At 61.4% G+C, this 22,835-nt stretch carries 21 protein-coding genes and 1 pseudogene; 6 read left to right on the top strand and 16 right to left on the bottom strand.

Annotated features, from left to right (window positions below; genetic code table 11):
* Positions 1–84: 84 nt before the first annotated feature.
* The 3 genes from P6U28_RS05520 (at position 85) to P6U28_RS05510 (ending at position 2,913) form a co-directional block, all read left to right on the top strand.
* Positions 85–1,146, top strand: coding sequence for a GlxA family transcriptional regulator (locus P6U28_RS05520; RefSeq protein WP_407121923.1), 1,062 nt, complete (start codon positions 85–87; stop codon positions 1,144–1,146).
* 52 nt (positions 1,147–1,198) lie between these two features.
* Positions 1,199–2,233 carry a HoxN/HupN/NixA family nickel/cobalt transporter gene (locus P6U28_RS05515; RefSeq protein WP_129143814.1) on the top strand — a complete coding sequence of 345 codons (1,035 nt, stop codon included), beginning with the start codon at positions 1,199–1,201 and terminating at the stop codon, positions 2,231–2,233.
* A gap of 344 nt (positions 2,234–2,577) precedes the next feature.
* Entirely contained in the window at positions 2,578–2,913 is a 336-nt protein-coding gene (locus P6U28_RS05510; RefSeq protein WP_407121922.1) for a hypothetical protein, read from the top strand.
* On the opposite strand, the gene P6U28_RS05505 is transcribed toward P6U28_RS05510, so the two are convergent.
* The gene (locus tag P6U28_RS05505) at positions 2,914–4,230 is read right to left on the bottom strand and encodes an amidohydrolase (RefSeq protein WP_129143816.1); all 1,317 of its coding nucleotides are present in this window, start codon (positions 4,228–4,230) and stop codon (positions 2,914–2,916) included.
* Positions 4,231–4,599: 369 nt separating this feature from the next.
* On the opposite strand from P6U28_RS05505, the gene P6U28_RS05500 reads away from it, so the two are divergent.
* Together P6U28_RS05500 and P6U28_RS05495 are read left to right on the top strand one after the other, a co-directional pair.
* A complete protein-coding gene (locus tag P6U28_RS05500; protein ID WP_407121921.1) occupies positions 4,600–4,839 on the top strand; it encodes a hypothetical protein in 240 nt (79 codons plus the stop codon).
* A gap of 61 nt (positions 4,840–4,900) precedes the next feature.
* The gene (locus tag P6U28_RS05495; protein ID WP_407121920.1) at positions 4,901–5,323 is read left to right on the top strand and encodes a hypothetical protein; all 423 of its coding nucleotides are present in this window, start codon (positions 4,901–4,903) and stop codon (positions 5,321–5,323) included.
* A 239-nt stretch (positions 5,324–5,562) separates the two neighbouring features.
* Here P6U28_RS05495 and P6U28_RS05490 read toward each other — a convergent pair whose 3' ends face one another.
* From P6U28_RS05490 to P6U28_RS05475, 4 genes are all read right to left on the bottom strand, one after another.
* Positions 5,563–5,865: a hypothetical protein gene (locus tag P6U28_RS05490; protein WP_129143819.1), complete on the bottom strand. Its 303-nt coding sequence runs from the start codon at positions 5,863–5,865 to the stop codon at positions 5,563–5,565.
* 849 nt (positions 5,866–6,714) lie between these two features.
* Entirely contained in the window at positions 6,715–7,653 is a 939-nt protein-coding gene (locus P6U28_RS05485) for an aldo/keto reductase (RefSeq protein WP_407121919.1), read from the bottom strand.
* A 105-nt stretch (positions 7,654–7,758) separates the two neighbouring features.
* On the bottom strand, positions 7,759–9,255 hold the full coding sequence (locus tag P6U28_RS05480) for an MDR family MFS transporter (RefSeq protein ID WP_407121918.1): 1,497 nt from the start codon (positions 9,253–9,255) through the stop codon (positions 7,759–7,761).
* On the bottom strand, positions 9,252–10,277 hold the full coding sequence (locus P6U28_RS05475; RefSeq protein ID WP_407121917.1) for an HlyD family secretion protein: 1,026 nt from the start codon (positions 10,275–10,277) through the stop codon (positions 9,252–9,254). Before P6U28_RS05475 ends, P6U28_RS05480 begins: the two co-directional genes overlap by 4 nt.
* 293 nt (positions 10,278–10,570) lie before the next feature.
* Here P6U28_RS05475 and P6U28_RS05470 point away from each other — a divergent pair, with 293 nt between their 5' ends.
* Positions 10,571–11,212, top strand: coding sequence for a TetR/AcrR family transcriptional regulator (locus P6U28_RS05470; RefSeq protein WP_407121916.1), 642 nt, complete (start codon positions 10,571–10,573; stop codon positions 11,210–11,212).
* A gap of 102 nt (positions 11,213–11,314) precedes the next feature.
* Here P6U28_RS05470 and P6U28_RS05465 read toward each other — a convergent pair whose 3' ends face one another.
* The 11 genes and pseudogenes from P6U28_RS05465 to P6U28_RS05415 form a co-directional block, all read right to left on the bottom strand.
* Positions 11,315–11,695 carry a hypothetical protein gene (locus tag P6U28_RS05465; protein ID WP_407121915.1) on the bottom strand — a complete coding sequence of 127 codons (381 nt, stop codon included), beginning with the start codon at positions 11,693–11,695 and terminating at the stop codon, positions 11,315–11,317.
* Between the two features lie 35 nt (positions 11,696–11,730).
* Positions 11,731–13,350, bottom strand: coding sequence for an MDR family MFS transporter (locus P6U28_RS05460; RefSeq protein WP_407121914.1), 1,620 nt, complete (start codon positions 13,348–13,350; stop codon positions 11,731–11,733).
* Positions 13,351–13,400: 50 nt separating this feature from the next.
* On the bottom strand, positions 13,401–14,555 hold the full coding sequence (locus P6U28_RS05455) for an HlyD family secretion protein (RefSeq protein ID WP_407121913.1): 1,155 nt from the start codon (positions 14,553–14,555) through the stop codon (positions 13,401–13,403).
* Positions 14,556–14,604: 49 nt separating this feature from the next.
* Positions 14,605–15,708: a mandelate racemase/muconate lactonizing enzyme family protein gene (locus tag P6U28_RS05450; protein ID WP_407121912.1), complete on the bottom strand. Its 1,104-nt coding sequence runs from the start codon at positions 15,706–15,708 to the stop codon at positions 14,605–14,607.
* A 55-nt stretch (positions 15,709–15,763) separates the two neighbouring features.
* Entirely contained in the window at positions 15,764–16,192 is a 429-nt protein-coding gene (locus P6U28_RS05445; RefSeq protein WP_407121911.1) for a cupin domain-containing protein, read from the bottom strand.
* Positions 16,193–16,214: 22 nt separating this feature from the next.
* Positions 16,215–16,637, bottom strand: a complete 423-nt coding sequence (locus tag P6U28_RS05440; protein ID WP_407121910.1) for an OsmC family protein — start codon at positions 16,635–16,637, stop codon at positions 16,215–16,217.
* A 39-nt stretch (positions 16,638–16,676) separates the two neighbouring features.
* Positions 16,677–18,848, bottom strand: a complete 2,172-nt coding sequence (locus P6U28_RS05435; RefSeq protein WP_407121909.1) for a molybdopterin cofactor-binding domain-containing protein — start codon at positions 18,846–18,848, stop codon at positions 16,677–16,679.
* A gap of 2 nt (positions 18,849–18,850) precedes the next feature.
* On the bottom strand, positions 18,851–19,321 hold the full coding sequence (locus P6U28_RS05430) for a (2Fe-2S)-binding protein (protein ID WP_407121908.1): 471 nt from the start codon (positions 19,319–19,321) through the stop codon (positions 18,851–18,853).
* Positions 19,322–19,394: 73 nt separating this feature from the next.
* Positions 19,395–20,243 (bottom strand): enoyl-CoA hydratase/isomerase family protein, encoded by an 849-nt coding sequence (locus P6U28_RS05425; RefSeq protein ID WP_407121907.1) that lies wholly within the window; start codon positions 20,241–20,243, stop codon positions 19,395–19,397.
* Positions 20,244–20,291: 48 nt separating this feature from the next.
* A pseudogene (locus P6U28_RS05420) lies at positions 20,292–21,604 on the bottom strand (epoxide hydrolase family protein).
* Positions 21,605–21,965: 361 nt separating this feature from the next.
* Positions 21,966–22,655 carry a VOC family protein gene (locus P6U28_RS05415; protein WP_407121906.1) on the bottom strand — a complete coding sequence of 230 codons (690 nt, stop codon included), beginning with the start codon at positions 22,653–22,655 and terminating at the stop codon, positions 21,966–21,968.
* Between the last annotated feature and the right edge of the window lie 180 nt (positions 22,656–22,835).

Genomic DNA, 22,835 nt, shown 5'->3' with positions numbered 1-22,835 from the left:
TCGGTCGGCATCGAAGCCGACTGCGGGCAACGGATCGTCATGGCCGCAGCAGGCCGCGAACGTCGAAAGCCGAGGCATCTACTGATGGCGAACGTCGACACATCACCTTATGACTCGCCACACGAACACACTGACCAACCCAAGCCAACTCACCGGGTCGGCATTATCGTTATCAATGGATCGAACGCGATCGATTTCATGGGACCAAACGATGCGTTCCATGAAGCCAACAAATCCACCGCGTCGTCGATCCGCTACCAAGTCGACCTCATCGGCCTGCAGCCCGGCCCGATCATTGGCTCGTCCGGCATACGCACGCTTCCGGACAAGATTATCAGACCGAACCTCGAAGCGGTCTACGACACGATCCTAATCGCTGGCACCCGAGAATTTCAACCATTTGAGGGCGACCACCTCCTATTGAACTGGTTGAGCCGAAACGCATCGTCAATCCGGCGCATTTGCGCAACCTGCACCGGAACGTTCACCTTGGCATCAGCTGGCCTCCTCAACGGGCGGCGCGTCGCAACGCGTCATGACCACGCCAAGCAGTTTGCGAAGATGTACCCGCACGCTCTGGTGGAGGCGGACAGGCTCTTCGTCCGCGACGGCGCTTACTACACTGCGGTCGGTGGAATGGCGGGAATCGACCTGTGCCTCTACCTCATCGAGAACGACTGTGGCCGCGCAACCTTTCTTGATGTCGCCCGCATGCTGTTCGTTTTCCTGAGGCGTCCCGGCACTCTGCCCCAAGTCAGCGAATTCCTGAAAGCGCAGTCAATCCAAAACACGCAGATCAGCCAGGTGATGGACTGGGCGCTGGATAATCTTACCGCCGATTTGTCGGTCGAGGCACTCGCCAAACGCGCAGCCATGAGCTCAAGAAACTTCAGTCGCGCGTTCGCGGACGAAATGATGACCACGCCCGCCCGTTTTGTCGAAAACATCCGTGTCGAGGCCGCCCGCATCCTGCTGGAAACAACACCGCTGTCGATTCAGCAAATCGCCCATCAGGTCGGGTTCGGTAACCCAGCAAACATGCGGCGCGCGTTTATTCGCGCCTTTCAGGCTCTGCCCGCAGAATATCGGCACAGCATTGAACGCCCCGAGGAACACACCGCTCGACCAACTTTGATGAAGGCCTGAGCGATGGAGGAACGGCAAGCCATATCAACGTCACGGGAGTGGTTCAGACGCGATGGTAAATTCGCAATATGCTCAACCCGGAGCAAGAATACTGACGACATTTTCTCTCTTGATCGCTGCTAACGTTGCGATTTGGATATGGACTTTGCAGGCTCTTGCAGGCCGTCCCGAACTGCTTGGCACAGCGCTGCTCGCCTATGTCTTCGGCCTGCGCCACGCATTCGACCCCGACCACATCGCGGCGATCGACAACGTCGTGCGCAAATTGATGCAGGATCAACGGCCATCCACGTTGGTAGGCCTTTACTTTGCGCTCGGCCACTCAAGCATCGTATTATTGGCTTCGATCGCGATTTCCGGAACCGCCGTATCGCTGGATGTCAGCGCCATCGGAGACTTCAACCTGATCCGGACACTGGTGTCTGCCTTCTTCCTGCTGGCGATTGGCCTGGCCAACTACTGCATACTAAAATCGATATGGGCGACCTTTATGCGCGTGAATCGCGGTGAGAGCGTCGCCAGCGAGCAGTTCGAGCCGCTGACAGCGGCGCAAGGCCCACTCAACCGGCTGTTTCGCCCCCTGTTCAATATAGTGACGCGCGCTTGGCACATGTTTCCCGTAGGATTCATGTTCGGCCTTGGCTTCGACACCGCGACCGAGATCGGTCTATTCGGAATATCTGCGACCCAAGCCGCGCAGGGCACGTCGTTCTGGACGATACTTCTGTTCCCTCTGCTTTTCACCGCGGGAATGACGCTGATGGATACGGCCGATAGTGTCCTAATGACAAGCGCCTACGGCTGGGCGTTTGTGAAGCCGATCCGCAAGCTTTGGTACAATCTGACCTTAACGATGGTATCTGTTATCGTCGCGATCTTCATCGGCGGTCTCGAAGTCCTTGGACTGATAAGCGAAAAGCTCGGGCTGGACAGCGGCGCTTGGAGCATTATCCGCAGCTTGAACGCTCGTATGGATAATCTCGGTTATCTCGTTGTCGCGATCTTCGTCCTGAGCTGGATCTGTTCTGCGCTGCTGTATCACTTCGGGCGCTTCGACGATCTGCACGCCAATCAACCGGCGCCGTAACCGACACGCACACATATATAGATCGGCCACAATTCTGATCTGGTTCCTATGAGTATCTCATTGAAAAACTCTCGGTCGAATCCATCATGCAACAGACTCACACCCAACGGCGGTGGCTGCGCCAGGTTGGGCAGCAGCTCAACCGTGCTTGGCAAAGCGCCTGCCGGGCGACTGACCGGTCGCGCGGGCCACCGAAGACAATCACGTGCTGCCGAACTTGTGCGGTCAGATCAACCAAGGTTTCCGCAGCGGGTTAGGTTGAATCGATTTGGGATTCGCAAATCAGCCTGTTTTCTGGTTCACCATCGTGGCTGGGCGGAGGCCAGCATGGATGGGCAAACCTTATGGATCTTCGCAAGGGTGTCGTGGCCGCGATTGAGGGCGGGATGTCCCGCAATCAGGCCGCCAAACAGTTTGGCATCGCGATCAGCACGGCAATCGGTTGGATGCACCGGTCGAGGAGACCGGCAGCGTTGAGCCAGGCCAGATGGGCACTCACAAACCGGAGGCGGTTTCGGGAGACCACGCGGTCTGGCTATCGCAATGGATCAAGGACGGCGATTTCACCATACCCGGGCTCGTTGCCTCGGGCCGAATGCCTGCGCGGTGAGGGGCTCGCTCTCTCCGACGAGGCCAACCTCGACCGCCTCTACGCGGCGATGATCGATCTCCTGGTCTAACTACTTCTTCTGCAGGACATCCAGCAGCATGAGACTCATGGCCGTCGTCCCAGTGCGGATCGAGGGCTCCGGCACCGGCGCGAATTCCGGCGAGAGGTTGATTGGCACGGGCGTGTGCGTCTCGGCCGCCTTGGCGAGAAACTGCGGATCGAGGCCGCCGAGCGAGATATAGAACGAGGGCACGCCCGCCACCACGAACTCGGAATAATCCTCGCTCGCCGAGTGGGGCTCGGGCAAGAGTCGCGCCTTGTCGCCGAACGCAGTCTTCAGGACCGCGCCTTCGCGCGCGCTGAGAGTGGCATCGTTGACCACGGCCTTGCCGCCTGCCGAGATCTTGATGTCGGGCTCGGGGGCGCCGGCCATCATGGCGACCCCCTTGGCCGTGCGCTCGACGCCCGTGAGCATCTTGGCGCGGGTGTCGTTGTCCCACGAGCGGATCGTGCCGCGCAGCAGCGCGGTGTCGGGGATCACGTTGCCGGCATTGCCTGCCTGCACCGCGCCGATCGTGACGACTCCGAACTTCGAAGCATCCTTCTCGCGGCTGATCACGCTCTGCACATCGACGATGAAATGCGCGGCCATCATCACCGGATCGATCGTCACGTGCGGGCGCGAGCCGTGACCACCCGTGCCCTTGAAGACGATCGTCAGCCCATCTGACGTCGAATTGATGACGCCGGGCTTGTAGGAGACCGTGCCGAACGGACCGGAGTTTACATGCAAGGCGAAGCCCATGTCCGGCTTGCCGAAGCGCGTGAACAGACCGTCGGCCAGCATGGCCTTGGCGCCGCCATCGCCTTCTGCCGCTGGTTGGCCCACGAACATCAGCGTACCGCTCCACTGGTCCTTCATATCGACCATGGTCTTGGCGACCGCGGCCCACACCGCCATGTGGATGTCGTGACCGCATGAATGCGCCACCGGCGATTCGGCGCCCTTGTACATTTGCGTGGCCGTGCTGGCGTACGGCAAACCGGTCTTCTCGAGCATCGGCAGCGCGTCGAGCTCGGTGCGCAGCATGACCAAGGGGCCCGGACCGTTCTTCAGTATCGCCACGATGCCGGTCTTGCCCACATGCTCCGTGACGTCGAAGCCCAGCTTGCGCATCTCGCCCGCCAACAAGGCGGCCGTGTGCGTTTCCTGGAAGCCCAGCTCGGGATGGCTGTGGATGTCCTTGTAGAGGGCCTCGATGTGCGCGTACTGAGAGTCGAGCCCGCGATCGATCGCGGCGCGCGTGACGGCGACGTCAGCGGCGTTCGTAGCGCTGGCGCTTGCCAGAACTGCCAGGACCAGCAGATGGGTCATCGATCTCGTCATGTCTGTAGCCTCCCTTTGTGTAGCCGCCATGCCATTCAAGTGTCTTTCCTGGTCTGATGGGACGGGGGCTTGCCGGGACCAGAGCCTCGCCAGCTTAGGAGCCCGCGGCGAGACGACCCATGACCAAGATTAGCATGTTCAACCAGACCAAGATCGGCGCTCGCAGCACCGCCAGGCGAAGCACTTGCCGCAGTCGCAGCGCGGCAGCTGGTGCGTCTTCCGGAAGAACGTTGGTGTAGCCAAGCAACAGCCCGGACCGGTCTTCACGCCAAGTCCCATCGGCGAGCGCGCGTTCACGGCCATCCCATGGGTGCGAGCCGTCGAAGCGAGAGAAACGTCATCGCACGGGACGCGCAGCCGAAGGAGCAGATGCATGCCGAAGTTCTCGGCACTTGCCACAGACGCGAAGACCCGGTCGAGCGCCCGTTGCAAGGCCAGCCGGCGCGCCGCATAGACCCTTTTCATGCGCGCGAGGTGGCGGGCGAAGTGACCTTCCGCAATGAACTCGCAGAGCACCGCCTGATCGAGCAGCGACTGGTTGACCGGCTGCAGCGCGGCTGCGTGCTGAAGCCGGGATACAAGCGGCACGGGGGCGACGAGGTACCCTAGTCTGAACCCTGGGAGGGAGTGCCTCAATATATTCGATCAGGGATTTCGACCGGAACTTCGTATGGCGCGAGCAGATCTCGAGCAGCTGGTCGCGATCAATGATGAAACTCGCGCTCGATTGACCTTGGATGGTGTCGCGCCTGAGATTTCATCCGGCTTCGACCGAATGAACATGACGGAGAAGATTGCGGAGCGCCTTGATGAACATTTGCAGTCCATCAGCCCCAAAGATGTTGCTCACGCGTGCATTGTAGCCAGCAATCTCGGCCAGCTCGTTGACACGCAAGGCGTGATCGATGAGCGAGTGCGCGGTGTCCGTCGTCGCGAACAACTCCTTCTGCACTTTTATCTCGAATTCTTGCAGCCGCTCGCCGTGAACGCCAAAGAGCGTCGTGTCTTCCTCAAGGCTTCTTCGGTGAAAGCGCGGATCGCAGCGAGAAGATCAGCGACGCAGCGCCGGAAAATGGCCAGCGACGTCCGATAGGAATTTCGGCGCTCGGCAAGTGTGAAGCCGGGATGGCATTGCATGATGTTGGTCACGGCAGAAAGCGCGCGAACGACAGCAACTGAAGATCGACAGAGCGCGACGCGCGCTCGACGCTGCCCGGCAACAGCACAATGAGAAGGCTGACGCTATCCGCACAAAGTCGAGGCGCTCGGCGCGCAAATAGACAAGCGTGCTGGCTTCGGCGTCTCGGCACGTCACCGGCGGCCGTCTTTCCGTCACAAGAGCTTGAGCTTCTCCAGTTCATCGGCCAACGCTTGCTCGACTGCTCTGTACAGGCCCTTCTTCTTTGTTTCGGGGACCTTCCAAAGGGCGACCACGACGTCCGGGCGGATGGCCAGGTAGCCTCTGACCATCTCTTCCACTAGCTGATAACCGTGGCCGGGTTCGCCGACGACGCGCCTCTTGAAGTCATCGAAGATCGAAGGCTGAAAGTACATGGTGGTCGCCTTGCGCTCCACCTTCCTGATCTTGGCGTCGTCCTCGTCGGAAGTATCGCCCTTCTTCGCTTCCTTGCTCATGTTCGGCCGCCCTCACTTGGCGACCGTCTTAGGCGTTGTATTGAATTGGAAAGCCGCGTCGGCTTTGCTCAGCCCGCCCTCGACTACGCTTCGCACCATCGCCTCTCGACCTTTGGGGGTCAAAGGCGCATTCTTGTGGCTGTTCATCTGGTCTCTCCCTGGAATACTGAAGCTTCGCAGCCTCAGGTTCCTTGGTTCAGACCAGATGGACAACCTCCTGACAGACCAGAGCTAGAGCTACCCTGGGGCTACACCAGAGATCTCTGGCGTGCAGTAAGGCCTAATTTTACGGGGCTTTCTCGAAGCCGTCTTATTCTGGCGGAGAGGGAGGGATTCTCTGCCAGGGTCCCAAGGACCTCGAAAACTGCGGTAAAAACAGCGTTTCCGGACAACCGCGGTGGGGTTGTGTGCCGGCAGTGTGTACCGGAACCGCCGGTTAAAAGCAAGCGAATGGCCGTCAATGGTAAACAGTTTCCGAATTCCAGAGGTCAAAACCCACTTGCCCGCGTATAAGCCGGATCGCCGAGCCGGGCTATCGATACTGGTCTTCAGTCCCGAAAAGGTAAGCGAGATGAACTCCTCTTCCCCGCGCGCTGCGCTCGAGAAACGAGTCAGCAGGAGGAAGACCGCTGGAAGCTGTAGGAGGAAACGCTTGAGGTTGCCCTGCGTCAGGCGAAGAACGATACCTAGTCGGCCGCGGCCGGGCACTCTGGGCAGTTATCGCCGATGCTCTTCAGCACCTCATAGTCTCCCCCTCAATTTCAGCCAGAACGGCGTTTGCCTCTAACATCTGCGAATCGTGGCGGGAGGTCGCCAGCTTCGCCGTGTAACTGCACCTGCGAATGCAGTTCATCGCACCCTGGGAATGAATCCGGGCACGCCGGTCTCCACCACCGCGTTGAACCTGATCTTTGTGTTGATGCGGTCCCGAATCTCCTGCATGGCGTCTTCAGGGAGAGCCGAAATATCAAAGCTCTCCTGGATACGCTGAGGTTTGGTCGAGGTGGTCAGGAAAGCGGTGCCGCGCTGCACGGCCCACGCCAGGGCCACCTGAGCCGGCGTCTTGTGCACACGCCGTGCGATCGCGGTGATCACGGGGTCTTCCAATACGCTTGGCTCCATGGCGTGTCCCAACGCTGCAAACGCCTGCAGTACGATTCCGTGCTCGCGACAGAAATCGAGCAGATCCCATTCGGGCAGATATGGATGCGATTCGACCTGCACCATCGCGGGCCTGATCCGCGCGACCGCGACGATCTCGCGAAGCTTCTCCAAAGTGATGTCCGATAGACCGATCGACCTGCAATGACCGTCCTCGACAAGGCGCTCCAGCGCCTGCCAGGTTTCAGCCAATGTAACGCCGGGATCATAGATCACCTGACCGCGGTCGTCCCTCGGGTCCTGGTCGTCACCGGGTTGGAATGCAAAAGGCGTATGGATGATGTAGCAATCGATGGTGTCGAGTTGGAGCCGCCGGCGACTCGCGTCGAAGGCAGGTTTGACGCGCTCTGGACGATGATTGGTGTTCCAGAGCTTCGTGGTTACGAACAGATCCTCGCGCCGAAGCGTTCCTGCCTTGAAGGCGTCCTGGATAGCTTCGCCTACCGCTGCCTCATTGCGGTAGCGTTCCGCGCAATCCAGATGTCGAAATCCCGCTTCCAGTGCAGCCCTGGTGGCCTGTTTCGTTGCGTTCTGATCCGGAATGAGCGTGCCAAATCCGACGGCGGGAATTGTCCCGGATTCGTGGGTTGAAATCCTCGTGTAGCGGAGCGCATTGGACGTTGTCATGTTCCTGCTTCCTTGTTTTAGGCTCGGCCGCCGCAGATGCGGCGTCCGTCGAGTGCGACAGACTGAGACTGTTCGATGCGGTGTCATCTCACCATTCCACGGTCCTCAACCTGCCGGGCGCGGTTTACGAAGAAAAAGCACGAGCGGGCTCACGACGAGCATGGCGAACATTAGAATCTTGAACTGACCGATGACCGCGACGACTGCCGCCTGGTGGGTAACCATGCCGTTGAGCGCTGCAAGGCCGGGCTTAGCCATCGATCCGGCGACGTGCGCGGCGGTCCGGTAGGGGATGAGGTTCTTAGCGAGCGCGACATGCATGGCCTGGGTGTTGCCGTAGAAGAAGATCTGCACCACGGCGATGCCGATCGTGCTGCCATAGAGCCGCGACAGGTTGATGAGCGCACTACCTTCCGGGCGGAGCTTCGGATCGAGCGTACTGAACGCGGCTTTGGCGAGCGTCGGAATCACCATGCCGAGCCCCGCACCTTGGAGGAAGCCGGCCTCGGCCACCGCGCGCCAATCCATCGCCGGTGAATATCCAAGCATCAGCCAATTGGCGTAGACCACCAGTGCCATTCCGCCAACCAGAAACGGGCGGTAGTCAACTTGCGCCGGAACCAGGCTTGTCAACAGCACCCCTCCCACGAGCGCAATGCCCCGCGGGATCGTCATGTAGCCCGTGGTGTCGACCGGGTAGTTGAGCAGCTCTTCCAGCATCGGCGAGGTCAAAGCCAAGGTCGGCAATAGGACAAGTCCCACGGCAAAAGAGATCACCGTCGAAAGGACGAGGTTGCGATCCCTGAACAACGCCGTGCGGAGAAAATGCTCCTTCCTCGTCATGACGTGCACGACGAAGAGATAGAATCCCAGAATGGAGACGACCGCCTCGATCCAGATTTCCGCGGACTCGAACCATTCCAGGCGCTCGCCGCGGTCGAGCAGCACTTGCAGGCCGATCATGCCGAGGGAAAAGGTCGCCAAACCGAAAAAGTCGAAGGGTTGCGTTCGCTCCGCCCTCTTGTCGCGAAGCCAGAACGCCATCGCGAGAAATATGAATGCCGTCATCGGCAGGCTGACATAGAAGATTGAACGCCAGCCGAGATATTCACTGAACCAGCCGCCGATACTCGCTCCGCTGCTGATGCCGAGAAGAGAGCACACCGTCCACGCCAGGCTCAGGCGGGCATGCCGCGTGGGTGGCTGCACCTCAAGCAGGATCGCCAGCGAAAGCGGTGCAAGCGGGCCGCTGGCAACTCCCTGGACGATCCGGGCGAGCACGAACTGGACGGACGTCGTCGCCAGCGTATCCAGCACAAGACCTAGCGCGAAGATGATGAGTGAGAATTGGTAAACAGACTTTCGTCCATAGCGTCCCGCAAGCCAGCTCGTGACCGACATGGCAACGGCGCTTGCCGCAATATAGGAGGAAAACACCCACCCGACCTCGTCATTGGCCATCGAGAGGGTTCCCTGAATATGCGATAGCGCCGCATTGGGCAGAGAGATATTGACGGCCTGCATGTAGGTCGCCATGAGAGCCGCGAGCGAGAGGGCGGGTTGGCCATCGGCTCCAACGGTCGATGGGACGACGGTACTCATCTGACCCCCGCCGCGTAGGTCGGCTGCAAAAGGTGCCGCAAGCTGCCGCGATAGCCGGTATCGACCCGCGCGGTGACACTGATGCCCGAAAACAATGGCCTGCTCGCATCAACGTCATCGAGCTCGAGACGCACCGGCAGACGCTGGACCACCTTGACCCAATTTCCGGTCGCATTCTCGGGCGGCAGGACCGAGAAATCCGATCCGGTGCCGGGACTCATGCTGACGATGTGCGCTCTGAATTTGCGATCAGGATACGCGTCGACGTCGATCGTTGCCTCCTGACCCGGACGCATATGGGTCAGCCCTGTCTCGCGAAAATTCGCTTCGATCCAGACGTGACGGGTCGACAGCAGCGAAAACACCGGCGTGCCGGCATTAACGAAGCTGCCGATCTGCAGATCGTCGACCCTGGTGACGACACCATCCTCGGGCGCCGTCACCGTTGCATAGGAAAGATCGAGCCGGGCACGGTCGAGCTGGGCCTTGGCCGCACGAACGGTCGGATGGCGATTGACGTCAATGTCCGGGTCGCCGTCCAGAGCCACGATTGTGCTGGCGATCTGCTGCTCAATCGACGAAATGCGCTGGCGCGAAACCTTGAGATTCGTCTCGGCCCGCTCGAAGACCGCACGCGGGGTAAAATCGGAGGCGACCAGCATCTTCTTGCGGTCGTACTCGCGCGCATCGAACTCGGCTGAATCCCTCGCCGACTGCAGCTCGGCCTGTTGCTGGCGGTAGGTCGCCTTGAGCCCCTCGATCTGGAGGCGCGCGCTGCCGAGCCGCGCCTCCGCCTGATCGACCGCGATCTGGTAGGGCTCCGGGTCGATCCGGAACAGGACCTGGCCCTGCCGGACATTCTCGTTATCGTGCACGGCGATCTCAACCGCTTGGCCGGAAACTCGGGCGTTGACGGTCACTTTCGCGGCCCGAACGAACGCGTTGTCGGTCGAGACGTAAGGTTCTTGCACGAGATACACGGCGGCTCCAAGTGCCGCCACGATGAGAGGCAGAGCGAGCATGAGCGATCGGCGCAACCGCTCCATCATGCTCCTTCGGGGTAGCGCGACCGCGCGGTCGGGCGGCGAGTCGTCGACAGTTCGATCAACTCGCGCTTCCGCAGAGCTCTCGCGTTCTCCCTTCGAGCCGGCGACTGGCAAAGGATCTAACCGCATGGGAACCCCTCACGTCAATTCCATTTCATAACGCTCGTTACAATTAATTCACCCCCGCACGACAATCAAGTGGTTCCCAGTTGTTTTTTTATAACGATTGTTATAAATATCCCTAGGCAGCAAACGACCGAGATTTCGACATGCCCCGAAAAAAGAACGAAACGGCAGCGGCCCCTCGTGGGCGGCCGCGCGCCTACGATGCGGAGGCAGCCCTGAAGCAGGCGACCGAGACCTTCTGGAGGACCGGGTATTCAGGTACCCCGCTCGACAAGATCGCGGCTGCAACTGGAATGAGTCCGCCGAGCCTCTATGCGGCCTTCGGCAACAAGCACGCACTCTATCTCGCAGCTCTCGCACGCTACTGGGAGATGACCCTGGCGGCGACGCGCGAGGCCCTCGCGGGCGACCGCCCCTTGGCCGAAGCGCTGATGCTTGCCTATGAGGCGGCGTTGTCCTTCTATTTTTCGCGCAAAGGCTCCGCGCGCGGCTGCTTTGTGATCGGGACAGCGGTAGCCGAGGCGGTTGAAGATGCAGAGATCCGGAAGAGTATTGCCGCCGGGCTCCGCATGCTCGACGCCGATTTTGAAGCTCGCCTCCGGACAGCACGCGAGAGGGGCGAGCTGAGGCATGATGCCGATCCAGCAGCACTTGCGGTTCTCGCGTCAGCCACGATGCACACCATCGCCATCCGCGCCCGTGCCGGCGCTCGCCTCTCCGAGCTGAGGGAGATCGCGCGGAAAGCGACGAGTGTAATCTGCGGATGTCCGGTCGCCGCAGATTGAGCCGCAACGCCTTCTCAGATATCGAACCAATGCGAAGGAGATAAACGTCGAAGCCAACGCCCTTGATGGATTTCGACGCACGCTCCTTCAGTTGAGGTGACATCATCGCGGTATGCTCCCGTCCGAGGGAGCGTCGTCGTTCTGCACCAGCCGTGCGGACTCATCGTACCCGGCGCGGCTGCTGTAAAAGACCAGCGCCATCAGGCCGAAGCCGACAGCAAGCGAACAAATCACGCCGATTACGAGTGCAATATATCCCGACGCAGGAACGTCAGCTCCGGCTGCGCTCGTCCAACCCAGATAGGAAACGAAGACAGTACCTACGAATAGTGTGAGAAGCACAGCGACGACTAACCAAGCACCTATTCCCATCGACCGCATCGAGATGGCGATTGAATCAATCGTCGCGGTCGCGTTTGCAGGCACGCCCAGCCCTTTGATGGTCTCGGGTGCAGCCTCGTGGAGGCTAATGTCGGGCTTCATGGTCATTCTCCCTTGCGAAGTTCTTTGCAAACCCGCTAGTGCGCCGCGCCTGCATCGAGGTGATCGGGCTTCTTGAGCATCAGGCCAGCCACGAGCGCGACGATCAGTGCCACGCCCAGCGCGTAAAAGGTGTCGCTGAAGGCAAGAATGAAAGCTTGCTTCTGGATGATCTTTCCGATCGCGACGTAGGCGCGGTGCGCGGCGTCAACGCGGTCGATCACGCCATGGCTGATGAAATATTCCGTGAGCTGATCCAGCCGAGTGCGGGTCGTCTGCTCCAGTAACGAGACCGACGGCGAGAGCACATTGGAATGATACTGCTCGCGCTTGGTCAGCAACGTCTGCAGTGCAGCAATCCCGATGGCGCCGCCGAGTTGGCGCATCATGTTGAACAACGCAGACGCGGACCCGGCGTTCTCCGGCTCGATTCCGGCAGTTGCGACCGCCGAAAGCGGCGCAAACATGAGGGCCTGACCCACAGCACGGACAACATTGGGCCAAAACAACTGATCAGCCGCATAGTCGCCGGTCATATAGATGTTCATGAAGTTTGAGGCGGCGAAGAGCGCGAAGCCAAAGCTGATCATGATGCGCGGATCGGTCCGCTTCATCAGCCGCGGCACCAGAGGGATCAGCACAAGCTGCGGCAACCCGGTCCACGCCAGCACCGCGCCGATCTGCTCGGAATTGTAGCCCTGAATGCGAGATAAATAGACGGGCAGAATGTAGACCGAACCGTACAAGGCGACGCCAAGCAGAAAATTCGCGAGGACGCCGAAGCCGAAACTACGACGGTACAGCAGGCGCAGATTCAAAAGCGGCTTCTTGCTGGTCAGTTCGATCGCGACAAACAGCGGCAGCGCGATCGCGGCAACGACCGCAAAACGGACGATGAATGGCGAGCCGAACCAATCATCCTTGTTGCCCTCCTCCAGCACGGTCTGCAGGGCCGAGAGCCCGATCGCCATAGTGACAATTCCAGGCCAGTCGCCGTCGCGCAGCAACGACAGCTTCATGGGCGATGCTTCCAATGAGAAGTAGAGCATCCCGATCATGATCGTGCCCGGCGCGACGTTAACGTAGAAGATGTATTGCCAGCCCCAATTCTCGGTGAGATAGCCGCCGATGGTCGGTCCGATCGCGGGCGCAAACGTCGCGGAGATCGCGAATAACGCTTGCCCAATCGGCTGCTTGGCTTTCGGCAACAAGGTGATAATCAGCGTGAATGCCAGGGGAATTAGCACGCCGCCGGTAAAGCCCTGTACGGCACGCAGTGCGATCATCTGCGGCAGATCTTGCGCGAACGCGCAGGCCCCCGAGAACACCAGGAAGAGGAAGGCGTTGGTCAGGAGATAGATGCGGATCGAGAACACCTGGGCAAGCCAGCCGCTCAGGGGGATCACTACGATCTCTGCGATCAGATACGACGTCGAAATCCAGCCGCCGTCATCGATCCCGGCGCCGATCCCGCCCTGGATGTCGGCAAGCGAGGCGTTCACGATCTGGATGTTGAGCACTGCCATGAATGCGCCCAAGGTGGCACCAATCACCGCGACCCACGTCTTCAGGGGAACGGCGGGAATGGACGGCGCCGCCACGGCCGGCTGGCTTTCGCCCGCCTGAATGGCATCGATGGTGGTCTGCCGTGTGGTCATCATCCTCTCCTTGGGCGCGAGGGAGCATGCCCTTCATGATGCGCATTCCCTCAACTGCGGGGCTTGGATCCGCCCGATGCGAGCCGCCGTGTTTCGTCCTGCTCGGCGATAACGGTCGATTTGGTATCGATGGTCGGCACCGCCGACATTCCGGGGCGCAACAAACCTTTGAGGTTTCCGCCGTCGAACACGATCTTCACGGGAACGCGCTGCACGATCTTGGTGAAGTTTCCGGTGGCGTTGTCGGGCGGCAGCAGGGCGAACTCCAGACCGCTCGCCGGCGACAGGCTGTCGACATGGCCTTTCAGCCTGATCGAATGGAAGCTGTCGATCCTGAGTTCGACCGGCTGGCCGTTGCGCACGTGGGTGAGCTGGGTCTCCTTGAAATTCGCGATCACATACACCGCATCCAGCGGAACCACGGCCATCAATTGCGTGCCCGCCTGGACATACTGGCCGACCCGCAGCGAACGGGCACCGACGGAGCCTTCAACGGGCGCAATGATCTCCGTGTAGGACAGGTTCAGCGCGGCCTGCTGCTCCACGGCACGGGCATGGTCGAGCTGGGCGAGCGCCTGGGCGCGTTGGGTCGAGAGCACCTCGACTTTCTTTTTGGCGGCAATCAGCCCTGCCTTGCCTTGCTGGAGTTGCGCGCTTTGTGCACGCAGGGCCGCATCGGTTTGCTGGGCGCGTTGTACCGTGCCGGAGCCCGACTTCATCAGATCGTCATAGCGGGCTCGCTCTTCCCGCGCGAACTTCAGATTGGCTTCGGTGGCGTCCACCTCGGCGGCCTGCTGCTCGATCAACGGCGACTGCAATTCGATCTGTACGTTCAGGTTATTTACCGCAGCTTCCGATGCCGCGACGTCGGCACGGGCCTGGTGCAGCGCGGCCTTGAAATCGCGATCGTCGATCCGCGCCAGAAGCTGGCCCGCTTTGACCGGCTCGTTATCGGATACCAGCACCTCGCCAATGTAGCCGGAAACCTTCGGCGCGATGATCGTGGAATCGGCCTTGACATAGGCGTCATCGGTCGTTTCCAGATAGCGCCCGGTGGTGAGATAGTAATGACCGAAAGCGGCGGTCGCGGCGACCGCAAGTGCTCCGGCGAATGCCGTTGCCGTACGCCGTAGTGCCCGGCGGGACGGATGAAGGCCAGTCTTCGCGCGAAGTCCAGAGACGTAAGAAGCAGAAACGTTAGACATGGTTAGCTTCCTCGTGATTTCCGAGCGCTATTGCGTCGAGAGCGCCCTCTCATAGTGGCAACCGAAATCTGCCGATGACGTCGGGATCGGGATCGATTCCAAGACCTGCCCCTTGAGGCACGGAGATCCTGCCGTGCTTCGGGCCGAACGCGCCGCCGTAGATGGCGCTTTCGAGATCGAACCAGCGCCACTCGATCATGGAATCGGCGGTCCCCAGCGCCGCGGTCGTGTGGATCGCGGCCAGCAGACCCGGCCCGTCGTAGAACGAGTGCGGCATCACCGCGGTGTTGTGGACAGCCGCGAGCGGGAAGATTTTACGCAGCTCGCTGATGCCGCCCATCTTGGCCGGGCTCGGCTGGACGAAATCCACCGCGCCCGCCGCCAGCAGGCGTTCGAAATCCATCAGCGTATAAATGTTCTCGCCGGCCGCGATCGGGATTCCCGTCGCGCTCCGCATCTCGGCGAGGCCAGCAAAATTTTCCGGAGGCCACAGTGGCTCCTCGAGCCACTTCGGACCGATCGTCTTGAGATCATCGGCGACGGCGCGCGCTTGCGTCAGCGTCCATGGACAGTTCACGTCAAGCATCAGCTCGACGCCGGGGCCGGATTCGTCACGGGCCGCGCGAATCGCAGGGAGCTCGATCTCGTGAAGCTTGAGCATGCCGAATCCGGCCTCGATCGCCTGCCGCACGCTGGCCCGGACAAGAGGAGGATCGGAATAGCGGACCAGACTCGCATAGCATGGTAGGTCGGCCGCGCCGCCGCCCAGAAGTTGGCACAGCGGCATATTGGCGGCCTTACCCGCGATATCCCAAAGGGCGATATCGACGGCCGAGATCGCGAAAGCCAGCGCACCGCCGCGTCCGAAGACATGCAGCTTCTTCTGCACGTCCAGCATCAGCGGCTCGATCCGCGTGGCGTTCTGTCCGACGCAAAGCGGCGCAACCAGTTGGTCAATCGCGAGCTTCGCGGAAGCCACCGCGCGAAAGCCGAAGGCTTCACCCCAGCCGACAATACCCTGGTCCGTCGTCACACGGACGAGGAGCGAATCCGCAGCTGGCAGGTTGCTGTCACCCCACGCCGACGCATCGGATACAGATCCCGGCTTAAACGGGATGCGCAGCGGAATGGACTCAACGCCGGTGATGATCATCTTCCATGTGCTCCCACATGCTCCGCGCCGAACTTGCTGGCCGAAGCGCGCCTACCTACGCGCGCTGGTGACGCGGGTCGTCGTTCGCATCGTGATATTCGAGACCGAGCGGGCCGATCGCGGAGACCTGCGTGACGTATTCGCCGGACTTGGCCCAGTGGTAGTGCCAGGTCTCGCCAGGCAGAACGACGACGCTACCCGGCGGATAGGCCTGCACCTTGTCGCCGTCGAAGACCTCGCCGAGCCCGATGTAGAAGACGCCGGACATCACGGTGTAGATGCGATCCTCGGGGTGCTTGTGCGGCATCAATTTCGTGTCGCCCGGCACTTTCACCCTGACCACATAGGGGCCGGGCTCGGCGGGACGGCCGACCATCACCGCGAGGCGAGCGCCGCACGGAAACGCGGGGAACGGCTTCCAGTCGATCTGCTCGGGCAGGATCGCCCGGAAATCGGCCTGGTCGGGCTGATGTTTGATGGTCATGACGTCATTCTCCTGAGCTCAATCAGACGAGTTTCGAATCCAGCGTGATTGTCGCGTTGAGAACCTTCGACACCGGACAACTCTTCTCAGCATCGCCGGCAATGCGAGCAAACCCCGCCTCGTCAAGGTTGGGCACCTTGCCGTGTAAGGTGAGCGCCGATTTGCTGATCTTGAATCCCTTGCCTTCGGGCTCGAGCGTGACGGCAGCTTCCGTGGAGAGCTCGGTCGGCTTGAAGCCCGCAAGTTGCAGGCCGAAGGCAAGCGCCATGGTGAAGCAGCCGGCGTGGACGGCAGCGATCAGCTCTTCCGGATTGGTGCCCTTCTCGTTCTCGAAGCGGGTCTTGAACGAATAGGGCGTCTCCGCGAGCACGCCGGACTCGCTGGAGAGCTGGCCGCTCCCATCGCGACCAGTGCCGCGCCAAACTGCTTGTGCCTTGCGGATCATGTCACTTCTCCTCGTTGGTTCGAGCGCGCTCGCTTTCGCTCACGCCTTGAGTGCGGCGGGATCGATCGGCATCCGGCGGAGCCGCCTTCCCGTCGCGGCAAAGACGGCGTTGGCAATCGCCGGGACAATGCCCGACGTGCCGGCCTCTCCCATTCCACCGGGAGGTTCGGCGCTGCTGACCAGGTGCACCTCGACCGCCGGCGCCTCGTTGATGCGCAGCATCTGATAGGTGTCGAAATTGGCCTGCTCGACGCGCCCGTTCTTGAGCGTGATTTCGCCATACAGTGCGGCGGTCACACCAAACATTACGCCGCTCTGGATCTGCGCCTGCACGGTGTCGGGATTGATCACGGAGCCGCAATCCATCGCGCAGACCACACGGCGGACACGAACGGATCCGTCCTTGGCGACCTCAACCTCGGCGATCTGGGCGAGATAGCTCCCGAATGCGTGTTGCAGGGCTACACCGCGGCCGCGCCCTTTTTGCAGCGGGGCGCCCCACTCGGCTTTTTCTGCCGCCAGATCGAGGACCGCCTTCGCCCGCGGATTGTGATCGAGCAACGCACGGCGATAGGCTACAGCATCCTGCTTCGCCGCCACCGCGAGTTCATCGATGAAGCTCTCCGTAACGAAGACGTTGTGCGAGGGGCCGACGCTGCGCCAGAACGCCGTCGGGATGCCTGGCGGCTCGACGCGAACATATTCGACGTGGAAGTTCGGGAGACCATAGACCAGGTCGATTGCGCCTTCGGTCGTGTCAGGATCGAGGCCGTCCTTGAAGGCGGGCGGAAGCCAGCGGGCGATCACCGAAGAACCGGCGAAGCGATTGACCCAGGCCACCGGCCTGCCGCCCTTGTCGAGGCCGGCTGCGATGCGATCGACCCAGGACGGACGATACATGTCGTGCTGGATATCCTCCTCGCGCGTCCACACCACCTTCACAGGACCATCGACCTGCTTGGCGATCTCGACTGCCCGCACCGCGCCATCGGCCTCGAGACGTCGACCAAAGCCGCCGCCGATGAGGTGATTGTGAATGACGACTTTTTCGACGGGCAGCCCGGCGGCTTTCGCTGCCATGGCCTGTACACGCGCAATCGCCTGGGTGCCAATCCAGATCTCGCATTCGCCGCCTCGGAAATGCGCCGTGCAATTCATCGGCTCCATAGTGGCGTGCGCCAGGAATGGCAAATGATAGCTCGCCTCGATCCTCGTCGCGGCGTTCGTCATCGCCTTCTCGGCGTCACCAATGTTCTGGGCGACTGCTCCCGCCCTCAGCGTTGCTTGCTCCAGCTCGCGTGCGACGTCCTGTGTGCTCAGGCCAGTGTGGAGACCTTCGTCCCACTCGATCTTGAGTGCCTCGAGGCCCTTTTTAGCGGCGCCCATGTGATCTGCGACGACCGCAACGGCATCGTCGAGCCGGACGATCTGGCGCACGCCTCTGATTGCCCTGGCTGCACTGTCGTCCACGCTCTTCAGCCGGCCACCGAACACGGGCGACTGGGCCAGCGTTGCGATCTTCACACCAGGCGGCCGAGCATCGATGCCATAGACCACGGCGCCATTCACCTTGCCGGCAGCATCGAGCCGTTTCGCCGGGGTCCCGATCAGCTTGAATTCTTGCGGCCGCTTCAGCGCGACGTCCTTCGGAACCGGCATCTGCGCGGCCTCGGCGGCAAGCTCGCCATAACGGAGGTGCCGACCGCTGGGCGTGTGAATCACCTCGCCGTTCTCCGCTCGGCAGGACGCAACATCGACGCTCCAGCGCCTGGCAGCTGCCGCGATCAGCATGATCCGCGCAGTCGCGCCGGCCTCGCGAAGCGGCTTCCAGGCACCACGAATGGCATTCGAATTGCCCGTCGCCTGTACCCCCAGCAGCGGATTGGCATAGAGCTTTTCGTTCGGTGGCGCGTGCTCAAGTCGAACCTGCTTCAGAGCGACCTCCAGCTCCTCCGCGATCAGCATCGGGATCGAGGTGTAGGTGCCCTGTCCCATCTCGACATAGGGCATCGTCAGCACGACCTGTCCGTCGGTACCGATACGAATGAAAGCGTTCGGCGTGAAGCTTTCGGCACCAAGAGCTTTGCCTTGGCCGAACGGTAGGCTAAGGCTCAGGATCAGCCCGCCGCCGGCCACGGCGCTGTTGACGAGGAAATTGCGGCGCGACAAGCCGGCATATGATGCGGTCGGCGCGATACGATGGTGAATCATGGTCAGCCCTCCTTGGCCTGCGATTGCGCAGCAAGCTTGATTGCCTCTCGAATGCGGACGTAAGTTCCGCAGCGGCAGATGTTGCCGCTCATCGCATCGTCGATGTCTGCATCTGTAGGATGAGCGTTACCGGCGAGTAGAGCGGAGGCCGACATGATTTGCCCGGACTGGCAGTAGCCGCACTGCGCGACTTCATGCTGCAGCCATGCCTTTTGTATCTTGGCACCCGCGGCCGTGGAGCCGACCGCCTCGATCGTAGTGATCTTCGAATCACCAACGCTTTCGATCGTAGTGATGCAGGAGCGGACGGCAGAGCCGTCGAGATGCACGGTGCAGGCACCGCACAGCGCCATGCCGCAGCCGAACTTGGTGCCGGTCATGCCGAGCACGTCGCGCAACACCCAAAGCAGCGGCGTATCGCCATCGACATCGACGCTGCGCAGAGTTCCGTTGATCGTGATATTGTAGGCCATGCTGCCTCTCCTCAGTTTTTCGCAACCGGCGCGGCTCACCGTCGCGCCCGCCGCTGTTGTTGCCGGATCCTCCTCAGTCGCCGAGTTGGCCGACGTGGAAGCCGAGCCGGTTTTCGACGTCGCCGGCCCGATGGAAACCCCGCGCCATCAGCGCCTTGATCCTGTTCTGACTGGCGGGACGGCCGAGCGAAGCCAGAAACGCGTCCCATTCGGGCCGAATCTCCAGGTCGGCAGGCAGGCTTGCAACGTCGACGAGACGCTTGGTCTCAGCAATGGCCTCTCTGTCGAACGACGCGATGCGCATCGCGAGCGCCTCGACGAAACCATCGAGCTCGGCGTCCGGCAGCGATCGATTGACGTAGCCGTAGCGCTCGGCCAGATCGCCACGGACATCGTCGGCGCCGAGCAGCACTTCGAGCGCCCGTCCCCGGCCCATCAGACGCGGCAATCGCGCCATCGGGCCGCCGCCGGGTACCAGGCCGGCGCCCACCTCCCATTGCGACAGGATGGCCTTTTCGCGGCTCGCGAAGCGCATGTCGCTCGCGAGCGCTAGTTCACTGCCGACCCCGGTCGCGCGGCCGCGGATCGAAGCAATGGAGACCGCTGACGCGCGGCTGAGACGCACGAGCATGTCGGGAAGTGCCTGCAGTCCGGTCGGTCCCGGCGGGATGCTCAGGGAATCTTCGAGCGGCGCGAGGAAGTCGTAGTGGGTGATGAAAAATCCCTCGACGGCACTGTCGAACACCACGACCTTGAGCTCCGGATCGTTCTCGATCGCGGTGATCACGTCATTGAGTAACGGAAGCTGCTTCGGGCCGAAGATGTTCACCGGGGGCATGTCGAAGGTGACGCGCCAGTATGTCGGCAGGCGACGCTCGAGCCGGATCTGGTCGCTTGCAAAGTTGCGTTCGGGACGATTCATGATGTGCACTCCTGGTTGGTGGGTTGGAGAGGAAGGCCGCGCGATCCCTCAGGTCGATCGGCGCAAAGTACGGAAAGCGGTGCGCATTTCCGCACAGAACAGCTCGGGCTGTTCCCAGGCCGCAAAATGGCCGCCCTTGTCGAGCCGGTTGTAGTGGATCAGCTTGGGATAGGCCCGCTCGGTCCAGCTGCGCGGGGCGGCATAGATCTCGTCGGGGAAGACGCTGACGGCCGCCGGGATGGCAACGTGCTTCGGTTCAAAGAAAGCAAGCTTGTTTTCCCAGTACAGCCGCGCGGACGAGATCGCCGTATTAGTCAGCCAGTAAAGCGTGATGTTGTCGAGGATGTCGTCGCGGGTCAGACCTTCGCTCTTGCCGTCGAATACCCGCGCGATGAGTTCGCCGCTGCGCGCGTCGTGATCGAGTATCCAGGATGCAAGGCCGGCCGGCGAATCCACGATGCCGTAGAGCGTCTGCGGCCGGTTCGCCATCTCGAGGGCATAGCCGAGACCATGCTTGTAGAAATCGTCTAACTGTTTGTAGGCGTTCTGCTCCTCGACGGAGAGACCGGCCGGCATCGCGCCGCCCGGCTGCAATGCCTTGGCGATGTCGGCGGGCACGGTGGCAGGCATGTTGGTGTGGATGCCAACCAGCTCCGGTGGAGCTTGCAGCGCCATCTGCTCCGTGATCGCATTGCCCCAGTCGCCGCCCTGCGCCACGAAGCGGCTGTAACCGAGACGCTTCATCAGCACGATCCAAGCGCGCGCGATCCGCACCGGGTCCCAGCCAATCGTCGTCGGCTTGCCCGAGAAGCCATAGCCGGGGATCGACGGGATGACGAGATCGAAGGCGTCAGACGCGCTCGCGCCGTAAGCCGTTGGGTTCGTCAGGCGATCGACGATCTTGAGCTGTTCGATGATCGAGCCGGGCCAGCCGTGCGTCACGATCATGGGAAGTGCATTGTCGTGTTTGGATGGAACGTGGATGAAATGAATGTCGACACCGTCGATCTCTGTGACGAACTGCTGTAGTGCTTCAACCGCGTCTCCACCTTTCGCCAGTCGTAGTCAGTCTGCCAGTAGCGTACGAGCTGCTGCATCGTCGCGAGCTTCACGCCCTGGGACTGATCGGTGACAATCTCGCTGTCTGGCCAACGGGTCGCCGCAAGCCGCTGGCGCAAGTCGATGAGATCTTCGTCGGGAATGTTGACATGGAACGGCCGAATTGCGTGGCTCGGGCTTCCAGCCGTTCGATCGATGGGAAGAAGACTGGCAATTCCTGCGGCAACGACGCCCATCGCGGCCGTGTTTAGGACTCGACGTCGGTCCGGGTTGATGAGGTCGACGCTCGATTGTGCGTTCATTGCCGTTCTCCTTCGTTCGACCGGTGGGCCGCGTTCGGGCTCGACAGGCCCGTGTTTGTACGGACACTGTGACCGAGGCGCCGCGCGTTTGCTCGTTATGGATTGTTAGGCGTCGTTAGCCGTTGCGAGTCGCGCGTGGGACACTGCGGCGTTAGCGGGGCGAGTGTTCGTCGCGACGGCATCTTCGCACGACGGCGAAAGGTGCAGGCTCGATGCCATCGCAAGTGCAATGCGTGTCATGCGTGACGACGCAACCCGCGTGAGCGGTCTCACGATCTGCGAGACGGGCTTCCGCGTCGACGTCACTTCGCAAACGGCGCTGCATCAGCCTGCATGTCAGGAAGCGATGCGGCCTCGCAGATCAAGATGGCAATGGTTCGCCGGCTTGCTCGCGAACCATGAAATCGGCGTACCAGTCGGGCCAATTGACGTCAGCCGCGCCGTTACTCTGCTCATGGATTCCATGTGCAGCCGCGGCCCGGCGAAGTGCGGCGGCGAGTTCGACTGACGAGGCGAAGGTCGTGCCGGCCGTATCGATTCGTCCGGGTAATCGCGTCGTGACCTCCTGAAGCAACCAGCCATTGCCGTCGGGATCGCGGAGCGAGGCGAAGGAGCGGTAGCTACGATGCTCGGGGTCGGGGCCATCGACACGACGCCGGCCGAAGAGAAAGGGCTCGTCCGGCCCGGTGAAGACACCGCCGGCATCGTGAAATAATTCACTCACCTTGGCGCCGCGGGCAAGCAGCTCAGTTCGAGCGGCATCGAGATCGGAGACGATGAGGTACAATCCCTGGGCCGAGCCCGGCGCAGCCGCAGTCACGTTCTTGCCGAATATGATCGAGCAAGCGGACCCCGGCGGCGTGAACTGGATGACGCGGTAGTCGTCGCCGGAGGCATAGTCTGCATCCAATCTCCAGCCGAGCCCCGCATAGAAATTCTTAGCGCGGTCAACGTCTGACACGGGAATGACAACGACCTCAAGCTTGAGGTCAACGGTAGGGGATTTCGACAACGCGTCGGGCGCTTGGTTACGCATCTCTACGACCGTCATGGCAAGCTCCGTTGTTTGAAGGACATTCCCAGGATGCCGAGCAAAATCGCGTGATTAGCTTCGCTCAAACGACGGAATAGTGCTTGTTATGGCTTGTTAGAGCCCGTTAGCTATCGCGAGCAGGGCAACCATCTCACTCGATCGGGGAAGGTCAGCGAACTACTGACCTGCGTCGTTACG

This window comes from Bradyrhizobium sp. STM 3561 (genome assembly GCF_045571455.1).
GTDB lineage: Bacteria > Pseudomonadota > Alphaproteobacteria > Rhizobiales > Xanthobacteraceae > Bradyrhizobium > Bradyrhizobium vignae.
This window is presented reverse-complemented; position numbering and strand designations above follow the sequence as displayed.